At 67.6% G+C, this 12,428-nt stretch carries 11 protein-coding genes; 2 read left to right on the top strand and 9 right to left on the bottom strand.

Annotated elements, in window-relative coordinates:
* Positions 1–3: 3 nt before the first annotated feature.
* Entirely contained in the window at positions 4–168 is a 165-nt protein-coding gene (locus tag A9G05_RS27580; protein WP_165664358.1) for a hypothetical protein, read from the bottom strand.
* Between the two features lie 299 nt (positions 169–467).
* Between A9G05_RS27580 and A9G05_RS01955 the strand changes: the two genes are divergently transcribed.
* Positions 468–1,244 (top strand): ABC transporter substrate-binding protein, encoded by a 777-nt coding sequence (locus A9G05_RS01955; protein ID WP_069559377.1) that lies wholly within the window; start codon positions 468–470, stop codon positions 1,242–1,244.
* Between the two features lie 105 nt (positions 1,245–1,349).
* On the opposite strand, the gene A9G05_RS01950 is transcribed toward A9G05_RS01955, so the two are convergent.
* The 8 genes from A9G05_RS01950 to A9G05_RS01915 form a co-directional block, all read right to left on the bottom strand.
* On the bottom strand, positions 1,350–1,991 hold the full coding sequence (locus A9G05_RS01950) for a transcriptional regulator (RefSeq protein WP_044411726.1): 642 nt from the start codon (positions 1,989–1,991) through the stop codon (positions 1,350–1,352).
* Between the two features lie 76 nt (positions 1,992–2,067).
* Positions 2,068–3,192, bottom strand: coding sequence for an FAD-binding oxidoreductase (locus A9G05_RS01945; protein ID WP_069559376.1), 1,125 nt, complete (start codon positions 3,190–3,192; stop codon positions 2,068–2,070).
* Positions 3,189–4,145 (bottom strand): ornithine cyclodeaminase family protein, encoded by a 957-nt coding sequence (locus tag A9G05_RS01940; protein ID WP_069559375.1) that lies wholly within the window; start codon positions 4,143–4,145, stop codon positions 3,189–3,191. Before A9G05_RS01940 ends, A9G05_RS01945 begins: the two co-directional genes overlap by 4 nt.
* A 172-nt stretch (positions 4,146–4,317) precedes the next feature.
* The gene (gene rhlB / locus A9G05_RS01935) at positions 4,318–5,829 is read right to left on the bottom strand and encodes an ATP-dependent RNA helicase RhlB (RefSeq protein ID WP_069559426.1); all 1,512 of its coding nucleotides are present in this window, start codon (positions 5,827–5,829) and stop codon (positions 4,318–4,320) included.
* A gap of 95 nt (positions 5,830–5,924) precedes the next feature.
* Entirely contained in the window at positions 5,925–7,088 is a 1,164-nt protein-coding gene (locus A9G05_RS01930; protein ID WP_069559374.1) for a dipeptidase, read from the bottom strand.
* A gap of 68 nt (positions 7,089–7,156) precedes the next feature.
* Entirely contained in the window at positions 7,157–8,095 is a 939-nt protein-coding gene (locus A9G05_RS01925) for a GGDEF domain-containing protein (protein WP_069559373.1), read from the bottom strand.
* Between the two features lie 232 nt (positions 8,096–8,327).
* The gene (locus tag A9G05_RS01920; protein WP_069559372.1) at positions 8,328–10,235 is read right to left on the bottom strand and encodes an acyl-CoA synthetase; all 1,908 of its coding nucleotides are present in this window, start codon (positions 10,233–10,235) and stop codon (positions 8,328–8,330) included.
* Between the two features lie 26 nt (positions 10,236–10,261).
* The gene (locus tag A9G05_RS01915) at positions 10,262–10,921 is read right to left on the bottom strand and encodes an alpha/beta hydrolase (RefSeq protein WP_069559371.1); all 660 of its coding nucleotides are present in this window, start codon (positions 10,919–10,921) and stop codon (positions 10,262–10,264) included.
* A gap of 464 nt (positions 10,922–11,385) precedes the next feature.
* Between A9G05_RS01915 and A9G05_RS01910 the strand changes: the two genes are divergently transcribed.
* Entirely contained in the window at positions 11,386–12,414 is a 1,029-nt protein-coding gene (locus A9G05_RS01910; RefSeq protein WP_069559370.1) for an amino acid ABC transporter substrate-binding protein, read from the top strand.
* Positions 12,415–12,428: the final 14 nt, after the last annotated feature.

Below are 12,428 nucleotides of genomic sequence, written 5' to 3'. Positions count from 1 at the left end.
GGCTCAGCCCAGCTCGATGTACATCTTGAAGACGATGGGCATGAACATGGACGCCGTGCCCAGCCCCGTCAGCCACACCCCCCACTCCTTCTCCCGGTTGCTGAAGCCGATGCCCAGCAACAGGAAGCCCGCCACCAGCAGCGCGATCATCAGGTGTACGTGGTCCATGGCCTGCCTCTCCCGTTGGGTTGCCTGTAGGCAGCCTAGACGCCCCGTCGGGTCATGGCATGACCTGGGTCAGCCGTGCCGGCCATTGAGCGGCCGATTGACGATATGTACATAAAAGTCCAGAGTGGACTGAAATTCCAATAACAAGGTGTCGCTGTGCCGCGCGATCCCCTTTTCCTTCTCCACGCCGGGTACCTGCGCCAGCCGCAGGGGCCGGTCACTGCCCTCCTTCAACGCCCACCACGAAACGGCTCGCCCCTGAACGGCCGGGCCCACACATGCACAGCGGGAGTCGCACCATGAAGAAACTCGTCCTCCTTGGCAGCCTTGCCCTCGGCCTCCTGGCCTCCACCGTGTTCGCGGCCGACAAGCCGTTGCGCATCGGCATCGAGGCGGCCTACCCGCCCTTTGCTTACAAAACGCCCGACGGGCAGATCGCCGGCTTCGACTACGACATCGGCAACGCCCTGTGCGCGGAGATGAAGGTGCAATGCCAGTGGGTGGAGCAGGAGTTCGACGGGCTGATCCCCTCGCTGAAGGTGAAGAAGGTGGACGCCATCCTCTCGTCCATGACCATCACCGAGGAACGCCGCAAGTCGGTCGACTTCACCGGCAAGTACTACTACAGCCCCGCACGGCTGGCGATGAAGGCCGGTAGCAGCGTCGACGACGGCTTCGCCAGCCTGGCGGGCAAGACCGTCGGCACCCAGCGCTCCACCACCACCGACCGCTTCGCCACCGAGGTGCTGGAGCCCAAGGGCGTGAAGGTGGTGCGCTACAGCACCCAGAACGAGATCTACCTGGACCTGCTCTCCGGACGCCTGGACGCGGTGCTGGCCGACGTGTTCCCGCTCAACGAGGGGTTCCTCAAGACCGAGAACGGCAAGGGCTACGCCCTCGTCGGCCCGGTGCTGAACGACCCTCGCTACTTCGGCGAAGGCGCCGGCATCGCCGTGCGCAAGGGCGACACCGCACTGCGCGACAAGCTGGACGCCGCCATCAAGGCCCTGCGCGCCAACGGCACCTACCAGACGATCCAGGCGAAGTACTTCGATTTCGATATCTACGGGGATTGATCGGAAGCGAGGGATGCAGCAGACGTAGCCCGGACTTCAGTCCGGGTTTCGCGTGTATGTCCCGGGCTGAAGCCCGGGCTACGGGGCCGGCGCAACGAATGGACCCTACCTATCCGTTTCGGGTTCTTCCTTGAGTTCGCGCAGGTGCTTGTAGACCGTGGCGCGGCCCATGTTGAGGACGTTGGCCACATAGTTGGCGGCGCTCTTGCCCTTGAAGGCGCCCTCGGCATGCAGGGCCAGGACCAGCTCGCGCTTGTGCTCGCGGGTCAGCAGGTTGAGGCCGAGCTGGCGCTGGCGCATCCAGCTGTGGAGGAAGGTGTTGATGCGCTCCTGCCAGTCGTCGCGGAACAGCGCGTCCGGCTGCGGGATCAGCTTGCCGGGGGCGAGGAACAGGTCCAGCGCCGCCTTGGCCGACTCGAACAGGGAGATGTTCAGGTTGATGCACAGCACCGCCACCGGCTTGCCCTCGGCATCGCGCAGCACGGTGCTCACCGAGCGGATCTTCTGGCCGTCCCAGTTGAGCTTCTCGTAGGGGCCGATGTTCCGCTCCTCGACCCCTTCTTCGAGCATGTCTTCCAGGGCCGAATCGTCGCCCACCGAGCGCTTGGACAGGTTGTGGGCGATGTAGTCGATTGCCTGCGTGCGCAGGTCGTGCACGACCACTTCGGCGTGGGGGAAGAACAGCGTGGCGATGGCGTCGGCGATGGCCCGGTAGTTGTCCAGATCGGGGGCAGGGCTTGGCGTCATGCGGGGCTCCAGGGACGGGAAACGGCGCCGGCCCGGTGGCCGGCGCGGGGGAGTGTGGCCCAAAGCGCCGGGGCCGTCATCCCAGGCGGGCGGGGGCCAGCATCGCCTCGCTGAGACCGAAGCGGGCGAGGTGCTCGGGCAACGGCTGGCGGCGGATCAGCGCGGCGCTGGCCTCGCCCATGGCGGCGGAGGTCTGGATGCCGTAGCCACCCTGGCCGGCCACCCAGTAGAAGCCCGGCAGGCGGGGGTCGTAGCCAGAGACCAGGTCGCCGTCGGCGAAGAACGAGCGCAGGCCGGCCCAGGTGCGGGCGGGGCGGCGGATGTTCAGCAGGGTGTGCTCCTCGATCTGGTAGATGCCCAGGGCGATGTCCAGCTCTTCGGGCTGCACGTCCTGGGGCTCCACCGGGTCGGCGTTGGCCGGGGAGCCCAGCAGCATCCCTGCATCGGGCTTGAAGTAGAAGGATTCGTCGAGGCTCACCAGCGCCGGCCAGGCGTGGCAGTCCATGCCTTCCGGCGGGGCGAAGATGAACGCCGCCCGGCGCTTGGGCTGCAGGCCCAGGGGGCGGGCCCCGGCCAGCTCGGCGACGCGGTCGCACCAGGCGCCGGCGGCGTTCACCACCACGGGGGCGCTGAAGCGGCCGGCACGGCTGTCCACCTGCCAGGTGTCGCCATGGCGTTCGAGGGTGGCGACTTCGGCCCCGGTCAGTACCTCGCCGCCGTTGCGGCGGATGCCGCGCAGGTAGCCCTGGTGCAGGCCGTCGGTGTCGATGTCGGCGGCGCTGGGGTCGAGCATGGCGCCGTGGACCTTCTCCCGCCGCAGCACCGGTACCAGGCGGCAGGCTTCGTCGGCGTCCAGCAGGCGCACGTCGGGCACCTGTTCCCGGGCGCTGTCGAACTGGCGCTGGAGTTCGTCACGGTCTCCGGTGAAGTCCACCACCATCTCGCCCCGTGGGGTGAGGATCGGGTGTTCGCAGAAGCCTTCCGGCGGCGCATCGAAGAAGGCCCGGCTGGCTGCCGTGAGGGCACGCACCTGGGGTGTGCCGTAGGCCACGGTGTAGAGCGCGGCGGAGCGCCCGGTGGCGTGGTAGCCGGCGTGCTCTTCGCGCTCCAGCAGCACGACCCGGCCATGGCGCGACAGCCAGTAGCCGGTGGAGGCGCCGGCGATGCCGCCGCCGATGATGATGAAGTCCGCCTGGGTCATGCCGTTTCCTCGTTGCTGAGCCGGTACAGGGCGTGGGCCAGGGCGACGTCTTCCAGACCCAGGCCGATGGAGCGGAAGAATACCGGACGCTGGTAGTCCGGGCGGGGCGCGCGACCGGCCAGCAGCTCGGGCAGGTCGCCACGCAGGGCATCGACGGACCAACCGTGGTGTTCGGCCGCCAGTTGCATCTCCCCAGCGCTGGCGGGGGTGGTGGCGCGGTAGTCGCAGTACACGTCCATCGCGCCCAGGGCCTCGGGCGACACCTCGTGGGCGCGCGGGGCATTGGTGCTGATGGAGGTGACCAGCGGCGCATGGCCGAGGCTGTGCGGGTCCAGCACCGGCCCGGCGGAGGAGGTACAGAGCAGGATCACCCCGGCACCGGCCACGGCGTCGTCCTGCCGGGTGCAGAGGGTCACGCGCGGGTCCAGCGTGCGCAGGGCGTCGGCACGCTCCCCCTCGGCCTGCAGGCGGGGGGAGTGCACGCGGATGCGCTGCCAGGGCCGCAGGGCCAGGCAATGGCGGATGTGCGCGCGGGCCACGGCGCCGCTGCCGATCACGGCCAGCTCGGTGGCATCGGCCGGGGCCAGGGCATCCACCGCCAGCGCCGTGGTGGCGGCGGTGCGCTCGGTGGTGAGGGTGGCGGCGTCACAGAGCAGCAGCGGTTGGCCGTCCTGCATGGACATCAGCAGGGTCCAGGCGGTGACCACCGCACCCTGTGGCTTGGGCAGGTAGGGCGAGGTCTTGACCCCGTAGACCTGCTCGCGGGCCAGTACGCCGAGGTAGTTGATGAAGTCACCGCCTCCGGGGAACGGCACCAGTTGCTGGGGCGGCTGCACGGCCTCTCCGGCGGCGAGGTCGAGGAACATGCCGCGCAGGGCGGCCTGGACGTCGATCAGGGGCAGCAGGCGTTCGGCTTCGTGGGCGGGGATGACCCGGGGCAGGGCGCTGGACATGGTGGGACTCCGCTGTAAACAATTTGTCTATAGTGGAATTTATTGTATTGATCGGCAAGGGCCGGACGATGGAGGGCGAGGAAATGGTGAGGTTTTTACATCGGGCTGCAGGGGCTGAAATGAAAAAGGCGAAGCCCGGGGGCTTCGCCTTTTTCCGTCGCCTGGCGGCGGATCAGTGCTTGTTGCGCGGCACCGGCTTGAGCAGCTCGGCGGGCGGGGTTTCGCAGTTGATCTTGCGGCCCAACAGCTCTTCGATCGGCGGCAGGGCGAAGGCGTCGTCCTCACCGGCGAAGCTGATGGAGGTGCCGCTGGTGCCGGCGCGACCGGTACGGCCGATGCGGTGCACGTAGTCGTCCGGGTCTTCCGGCAGGGTGAAGTTGATCACGTGGCTGATGGCGTCGACGTGGATGCCGCGGCCGGCGACGTCGGTGGCGACGAGGACGCGGATCTTGCCTTCGCGGAAGCCTTCCAGGGTCTTGATGCGCTTGTGCTGGGGCACGTCGCCGGACATCTGGGCGGCACTGATGCCGTCCTTGGTCAGGCGCTCCTCGATGCGGCGCACCTCGTCCTTGCGGTTGGCGAAGACCATCACCCGCTCCCAGTTGTTCTGGGCGACCAGGTTGTAGAGCAGCTTGTACTTGTCGCTGCCGGCGACGGCATAGACGTGCTGCTCGACGGTGTCGCTGGCGACGTTCTCCGGCTCGATCTCGACGATGGCGGGGTCGACGGTCCACTGCTTGGCCAGGTTCATCACGTCTTCGGTGAAGGTGGCGGAGAACAGCAGGGTCTGGCGCTCGCCCTTGGGCGGGGTCTGGCGGATGATCTGGCGGACCTGGGGGATGAAGCCCATGTCGAGCATGCGGTCGGCTTCGTCCAGCACCATCACCTCGACCATGTCCAGGTGCACGTCGCCGCGCTGGTTGAAGTCCAGCAGGCGGCCGGGGGTGGCCACGAGGATGTCGCAGAAGCGCGACTCCAACTGCTTGAGCTGCTTGTCGAAGTCCATGCCGCCGACGAAGCTCATCACGTTCAGGCCGGTGTACTTGGTCAGGGCCTGGGCGTCCTTGGCGATCTGCACCACCAGCTCGCGGGTCGGCGCGATGATCAGCGCACGGGGCTCGCCCATGTAGCGCTCTTTCGGCGGCGGGGTCTGCAGCAGCTGGGTGATGATCGAGATCAGGAAGGCGGCGGTCTTGCCGGTGCCGGTCTGGGCGCGGCCGATGGCGTCCTGGCCCTTGAGGGTGAAGCCCAGTACGCCGGCCTGGATCGGGGTGCAGTAGGGGAAGCCGAGGTCGTGGATGGCGTGCATCAGGCTCGGGGCGAGCTTGAAGTCGTGGAAGCGGGTCTTGCCTTCCATCGGCTCGACCACGAAGTCTTCCAGCTTCCAGGTGTCCACCGGCTTGGGCGCGCGCTCACGGCGCGGCTTCTCGCTGCGTGGCTTCTCGCCGCGGGGCTTGTCGGTCTTGGGCTTGTCGGCGCGGGGGGCGTCGGCGGTCTTCTCGGCGCGCGGTTTGCGCTCGCCACGGGGGGCGTTGTCGCGGGCCGGCTTCTCGGCGCGTGGCGCCTGTTGCGCCGGTACGGGGCTGTTTTCACCTTCGCGGGTGGGGGTGGCCGGTGCGCTGGGTGCGCTCCCGGCAAAGGGCGCTTCGCCCTTGCCGAATATCTTTTTGAGTGCTTTGAGCACGGTCATCTCGTCGATTGGTTAAGGAGTGAACGGGCGCCAGTGTAAAGCAAGAAGCCATCGCGGCGAAGGCCCCGGACTTTCCGGGGCCTGCAGCCTCACTCGGTGGGCAGGCTTGCCAGCAGCAGGCGGCGCACGTTGCCGCCCATGATGGCGGCGATCTCGTCCTGGCTGAAGCCGGCCTTCTGCAGGCCTTCGGTCAGCAGGGCCAGGCCGCTGGTGTCGAACGGGGTGTGCACGGTGCCGTTGAAGTCCGAGCCCAGGGCGACGTGCCGGACGCCCGCCCGGTCGGCAGTGTAGCGGATGGCCTTGACGATGGCGTCCACCGAGGTGTCGCAGACGGCGGCGTCCCAGTAGCCGATGCCGATCACCCCGCCGGTGGCGGCGATCCGTTTGATGTGCTCGTCGCTGAGGTTGCGCGGTCCCTTGCAGGTGCCCTCGACACCGGTGTGGGAGACCAGCACCGGACGCTCGGCGATCTTCAGCACGTCATCGATCAGGGCGCGGGAGGCGTGGGCCAGGTCCACCACCATGTGCTTCTCTTCGAGGCGGGCGATGACCCGGCGGCCGAAGCGGGTCAGGCCGCCCTTTTCCATGCCGTGGGCGGAGCCGCCGACCTCGTTGTCGAAGAAGTGGGTCAGCCCGGTGATGCGAAAGCCCGCGTCATACAGCCGGTCGACGTTCTCCAGCTTGCCTTCCAGCGGGTGCAGGCCTTCGGTGGCGAGGATCGCGGCGACCCGCTGCGGGTCCTTCTGCCAGGCGGCGAGGAAGCCTTCCAGATCGCCCCGGGTGCGCACCAGCACCAGCTTGCCGTCGCTGCGGCGGGCGGCGTCCTCCAGTTTCTCGCCCTGGTACAGCGCGCGCTCCAGCAGGCTGTGCCAGGTGCGTGCCGGCCAGCGCTGGGCCATGGCCAGCAGCGTGATGTTGTCGCTGTCGCTGTCGTTCTTCTCGTAGTTGATGCCGCGCGGCGTCTTGGTGACGGTGGAGAACACCTGCAGGCCGACGTGGCCTTCCAGCAGGCGCGGCAGGTCGCTGTGGCCGTAGTCGTGGCGCTCCAGCAGGTCGCGCTGCCAGAGCAGGGCGTCGTCGTGCAGGTCGGCGACGAACAGGGTCTTGTGCAGGTCGGTGGCACCGGCGCCGGCCTGGTAGGGGCCGGGCTGGGCCACGGTGTTCATCCGCCGGTCCAGCAGGTTGGGCAGGGTGAAGAACACGGCCAGACCGAGCACGGCCAAGACGGCCAGCGCGATGAGGACTTTGCGCATGGGAGCATCCCGCTTCTGTTGTTGTGGAGGCGCACTCTAGCAAGCCGTCGGGGCCGATGCAGCGGGGCTCAGCCGCTAAGGCAGTTTCGTCCCCGCATCTTGGCGTCATAGAGGGCCTGGTCGGCCCGGGCGATCAACGACTTGAGGTCGTCGCGCGGGGCCATTTCGGTGAGCCCGATGGAGACGGTGACGCCGGGCAGGACGCCGACCGGTGAATAAAAGGAAGCGATCTGCTCCAGGCTGGCGCGCAGGCGCTCGCCGATGCGGCGGGCCTCGTCCAGGGCGATGTCCGGCAGGAGGATGACGAACTCCTCGCCGCCGAAGCGCGACATGCTGTCCTTCGGCCGCAGCTGGTTGCGCAGGGTATGGGCCACCAGGCACAGCGCATAGTCGCCGGCCAGGTGGCCGTGGCGGTCGTTGTAGGCCTTGAAGTGGTCCACATCCAGCATCAGCAGGCACAGCGGCTGGCCATTGAAGGCGCAGCGGGTGCTCTCGCGGGCGTAAACGTGTTCCAGCCAGCGCCGGTTGTAGAGGCCGGTGAGGGTGTCGACGTTGGCGTTCTGCTCGGTGTCGAGGATGACCCGGTTGCCACCGCGCACCCGCTCGCAGAGCAGCTCCAGCAGGTTCTGCATCATCTGCGGGGATTGCTGGAACAGCTTCAGCAGCGCCTCCCGGTGCAGGCGCAGCACGGTGCTGGGCTCGGCGGCCACCACATAGGCAGACGGGTGCTCGTGGTCGATGAAGCTGATTTCCCCGGCGCAGTCACCGACGCCCAGGGTGGACATGGGCTGGTTGTCCAGCGAACCGAGGTAGACCTGCAGGGCGCCGCGCACCACCAGGTAGAGGTACTGGTTGCGGTCGAAGGGGGAGAGCAGCACTTCGCCCTGTTCCAGGTCGTAGGCGGTGAATTCGCGCAGGACCTGACGGAGGCTGTGGACGGCGACGTTCTGGAACAGCCGCTGGTCCTTCAACTGCTGCACATCGGCCTGCCAATGGGCGTTCTTCATGGATCACCTCCATCACGGAGGCCAACGGAAGGAGACATTGCAGAACGGTCCGTGTCATCGCGGGAATTGCATGACCCGACATTATTGCTGGGCCGAAGCGCTTTCAACGCACGCCGGAAGTCGGGCCGACCGGTGGCCGGCGAAAATCCGAAAGGCGTCACAAACCGGCCATTCCATCGGCCGGTTGCGGGATGGGGAAGCCCCCGTCCGGGTGGTCCGGGGGCGCTGGATTTCAGTCCGCGAGGTACAGCGCGTAGCGCACGGCAAAGCCGGCCAGGCCCTGTTCCAGAGCGGCGCGTCGGGCATCGTCCAGGCCCGGTACATGAATGTGCGCCAGTTGGCCGTGGCGGTCATCGCTGCGCACCTCGACCCGTATACCGGGGGCGATTTCAGCCAGGCGTTCTTCGAGCACGCGCCGGATGGCGTCGTGGCGCAGGGCCGGCTTGAAGGTCTTGCCCACCGCCGTGACCGGCAGCGCGTCGATGATCCACACATCCTTGGGTATCGCGGCGCGCTCCGGCACATGGGCGGCGGCGTGGGCCAGCAGTTCGTCCTCGCTGGCCTGCTGCCCGGGCTTGAGCTGCACGTAGGCCACCGGCAGTTCGCCGGCCTTCTCGTCGGGCTTGCCGACGGCGGCGGCCATGGCCACGGCGGGGTGGCCGTGGAGGGCCTCCTCGATCATCTGCGGGTCGATGTTGTGGCCGCCGCGGATGATCAGGTCCTTGCTGCGGCCGGTCAGCCATATATAGCCGTCGGCATCCATGCGACCCAGGTCGCCGGTGTTGAACCAGTCGCCGTCGACCCAGATGCCGGCGTTCTTGCCGGCCTGCAGGTAGCCCTTGAACACCGTCACGCCGCGCAGGCAGACGTTGCCGATCTCGTTGGCAGCGGCATCGCGCAGGTAGTGGCCGTCCTCGTCCAGCACCTTGATGCTCACCTCGCAGTAGGGCATGCGCAGGCCGATGGAGCCGGGGCGGCGCTCACCGGCATTGGGGTTGCCGCAGCTGCCGCAGGTGCCTTCGGTGAGGCCGTAGCCTTCGATGAGCGTGAGGCCGGTCTTGGCCTCGAACTGGCGGATCAGCTCCACCGGCATCGGCGCGGCGCCACACAGGGCGTAGCGCAGGCTGGACAGGTCATGCCCCTCGCTGGGCACCTGCAGCAGGCCGGCGTAGATGGTGGGCACGCCGCTGAAGAAGCTCACCCGGTAGCGCTCGATGACCTTCCAGAAGTTCTGGATCAGCGTGGTGTTGCGGTAGCCCTGGGGCGTAGCCAGCAGCACCTGGGCGCCGACGAAGAAGGGCGCCAGGCCGGTGACCATCACGCCGTTGACGTGGAACAGCGGCAGGCCGCAGAGCGTCACGTCCTGCGGGCCGAGGTGGATGGTGTAGGCGAGGATCATCGCCATCGCCACCTCGTTGCGGTGGCTGTGCGGCGCCAGCTTCGGCGTACCGGTGGTGCCGCCGGTGTGGAAGTACGAGGCGATGTCGTCCGGGGCGATCACCCGGCCGCTTTCCAGGTGGTCGGCCGGGCAGTCGGCGATCAGCGTGTCGAAGTCCAGCACGCCCTCCGGCAGCGGGCCGCGCTGGGCCTTGAGGGCACTGCGCTGGGGTTCCGGCAGGTAGTTGGCCAGGTCCACGGTGACGATGGCCTTGAGCGAGCCGAGGTGCTCGCGCAGGCCGGCCACCTTGTCCCACAGGTCGGTGCCGGGGAAGGGCGCCAGGGTCACCAGCACCTCGGAGTCGGCCGCGCGGACCAGCTCGGCGATGTGCTCGGGCTCCAGCAGCGGGTTGATGGCATTGACGATGCCCGCCGCCTCGCCGCCCCACAGGGTGAAGTGGGTGTGGGGCAGGTTCGGCAGCAGGAACGACACCGCCTTGCCCGGGTGCACGCCCAGGCGGTGGAAGGCGTTGGCGGTACGGGTGACCTGGGCCAGCAGCTCGGCATAGGTGAGCTGCCAGGGCGCTTCCTCGGCGCTCCCCTGGAGCAGGAAGCTCATCGCGGTGGCGTCGGGGCTGCGCTCGGCGCTCTGGCGGATCAGCTCGTAGGTGCTGGCGGGCATGCCGCGCTCTTCGAGCGGGGTGCGCTCGATCGCTTCGATGTCGCGCAGGGTGACGATGGGCGTGATGGGCGTCTGGGTCATGGCCGGATTCTTGTAGGTTGTTCGGGTCAGCGGACGAGGCGCTCGGCCAGCCAGGCGCCGATGTCGCGCACTTCCTCGGGCAGTACTTCGTGGCCCATGGGGTAGTCGTGCCAGGTCACCGGCACGCCGGCGGCGGCGAGCTTGTCGTGGGCGGCACGGCCCATGGCCGGGGGCACCACGTCGTCGAAGGTGCCATGCAGGCAGAGGGCCGGCAGTTGGAGTTTTGTATCCGCCAGCTCCAGCGCATCAGGGAAGGTGGGCGCATAGGTGGACAGCGCCATCACTCCGCCCAGCGGACCGTTCCAGCGCAGGAAGGCGGTGTGCAGCACCACTGCGCCGCCCTGGGAGAAGCCGGCGAGGATGATCCGCGCGGGGTCGACGCCCGCATCGCGCTGGCCTTCGATCAGGTCGATCACCATCTGCGCCGAGGCTTCCAACTGGTCCTGGTCGATGGCCCGCGCCGGGGTCATGGCGAGGATGTCGTACCAGGACGGCATGGCCCAGCCGCCGTTGATGGTCACGGCGCGGGTCGGCGCCTGAGGCAGGATGAAGCGGGTGCCGGTGTGTTGCTGCTGCAGGGCCTCGGCCACCGGCTGGAAGTCGTAACGGTCCGCCCCCAGGCCGTGCAACCAGATGACGCACGAATCGACGGAGTGTGTAGGTTCCAGGATCAGGGATTCACGCATGTGGGGCTCCGATTTGGGGCGTGTGCACCAGTGTGGTGCTGGCGCATTGCGAGGTTGTGGTCTATCTGTGAAGAACATGTCGCACCGTCAAAACTTTTCCTATTGACCTATCGGAAGAGTCTTTCGGGAAGAATGCTGGTACGGGCCTTGCTAAGGCCGTAGCAGACTGCTGGCACCGGCCGTGAGGTAACACTCCGGGCGGCGGCCCAACGGGTTGGGGAACGGCTCGCCGTGCCCTTGCAAGCGTCCGCTGGCTGCGGGGTTCCGCGAAGCCTGTGGACGAAAATCCGTCTCCAGCCCATTCGACCAATGGGCGGGGAAGGCACGGGACGAGTGGAGCGGTGCATCCCGGCTTTCCTTGGGTCCGATTCCCCGGTTGGCCGCCCAGGCGGTTGAACCTGCCTCACGAGGGTACGGCGGTAGGACCGAGACTCCAACACAAATAAAAGCAACTGGAGGTTTTGATGAAGATGGTGAAATCCACCCTGGCTGTGCTGACCGCAGCTACTGTGCTCGGCGCCAGTGGTTTCGTGCAGGCCGGCGCCACCCTGGACGCAGTGAAGAAGAAAGGCTACGTGCAGTGCGGCATCAGTGACGGCCTCCCGGGCTTCTCCTACGCCGATTCCAAGGGCGAGTACAAGGGCATCGACGTGGACGTCTGCCGTGCCGTTGCCGCTGCAGTCTTCGGCGACGCCAGCAAGGTCAAGTACAGCCCCCTGACCGCCAAGGAGCGCTTCACCGCGCTGCAATCCGGCGAAGTGGACATCCTCTCCCGCAACACCACCTGGACCAGCTCCCGCGACGCGGCGATGGGCCTGAACTTCACCGGCGTGACCTACTACGACGGCCAGGGCTTCCTGGTGAACAAGAAGCTGGGCGTTTCCAGCGCCAAGGAACTGGACGGCGCCACCGTGTGCATCCAGGCCGGCACCACCACCGAGCTGAACCTGTCCGACTACTTCCGCGCCAACAACCTGAAGTACACCCCCATCACCTACGACACCTCCGACGAGAGCGCCAAGTCCCTCGAATCCGGCCGTTGCGACGTGCTGACCTCCGACCAGTCCCAGCTCTATGCGCAGCGCATCAAGCTGGCCGCGCCGAACGAGTACGTGGTACTGCCGGAAGTCATCTCCAAGGAGCCCCTCGGCCCGGCCGTGCGCCAGGGTGACGAAGAGTGGTTCGACATCGTGCGCTGGACCCTGTTCGCTCAACTGAACGCCGAGGAACTGGGCATCGACTCGAAGAACGTCGTGGAAACCGCCAAGTCCACCAAGAACCCCGATATCGCCCGCCTGCTGGGCGCCGAGGGTGATTTCGGCAAGGACCTCAAGCTGCCGAAGGACTGGGCCGTGCAGATCGTCAAGCAGGTCGGCAACTACGGCGAAATCTTCGATCGCAACGTCGGCGCCGGCAGCGACCTGAAGATCGAACGCGGCCTCAACGCTCTGTGGAACAAGGGCGGTCTGCAGTACGCACCGCCGGTGCGCTGACCGACCACGCTGCC

It is taken from the genome of Pseudomonas sp. ENNP23, assembly GCF_001728945.1.
GTDB classification, from domain to species: Bacteria; Pseudomonadota; Gammaproteobacteria; order Pseudomonadales; family Pseudomonadaceae; genus Metapseudomonas; species Metapseudomonas otitidis.
The sequence above is the reverse complement of the archived record's forward strand: the minus strand, read 5'-3'. Positions and strand labels throughout refer to the sequence as shown.

What these genes read in the sequence shown, in the direction of transcription:
- A9G05_RS27580 (WP_165664358.1), bottom strand. Translation starts at nt 168, where the DNA reads ATGGACCACGTACACCTGATGATCGCGCTGCTGGTGGCGGGCTTCCTG.
- A9G05_RS01955 (WP_069559377.1), top strand. Translation starts at nt 468, where the DNA reads ATGAAGAAACTCGTCCTCCTTGGCAGCCTTGCCCTCGGCCTCCTGGCC.
- A9G05_RS01950 (WP_044411726.1), bottom strand. Translation starts at nt 1,991, where the DNA reads ATGACGCCAAGCCCTGCCCCCGATCTGGACAACTACCGGGCCATCGCC.
- A9G05_RS01945 (WP_069559376.1), bottom strand. Translation starts at nt 3,192, where the DNA reads ATGACCCAGGCGGACTTCATCATCATCGGCGGCGGCATCGCCGGCGCC.
- A9G05_RS01940 (WP_069559375.1), bottom strand. Translation starts at nt 4,145, where the DNA reads ATGTCCAGCGCCCTGCCCCGGGTCATCCCCGCCCACGAAGCCGAACGC.
- A9G05_RS01930 (WP_069559374.1), bottom strand. Translation starts at nt 7,088, where the DNA reads ATGCGCAAAGTCCTCATCGCGCTGGCCGTCTTGGCCGTGCTCGGTCTG.
- A9G05_RS01925 (WP_069559373.1), bottom strand. Translation starts at nt 8,095, where the DNA reads ATGAAGAACGCCCATTGGCAGGCCGATGTGCAGCAGTTGAAGGACCAG.
- A9G05_RS01920 (WP_069559372.1), bottom strand. Translation starts at nt 10,235, where the DNA reads ATGACCCAGACGCCCATCACGCCCATCGTCACCCTGCGCGACATCGAA.
- A9G05_RS01915 (WP_069559371.1), bottom strand. Translation starts at nt 10,921, where the DNA reads ATGCGTGAATCCCTGATCCTGGAACCTACACACTCCGTCGATTCGTGC.
- A9G05_RS01910 (WP_069559370.1), top strand. Translation starts at nt 11,386, where the DNA reads ATGAAGATGGTGAAATCCACCCTGGCTGTGCTGACCGCAGCTACTGTG.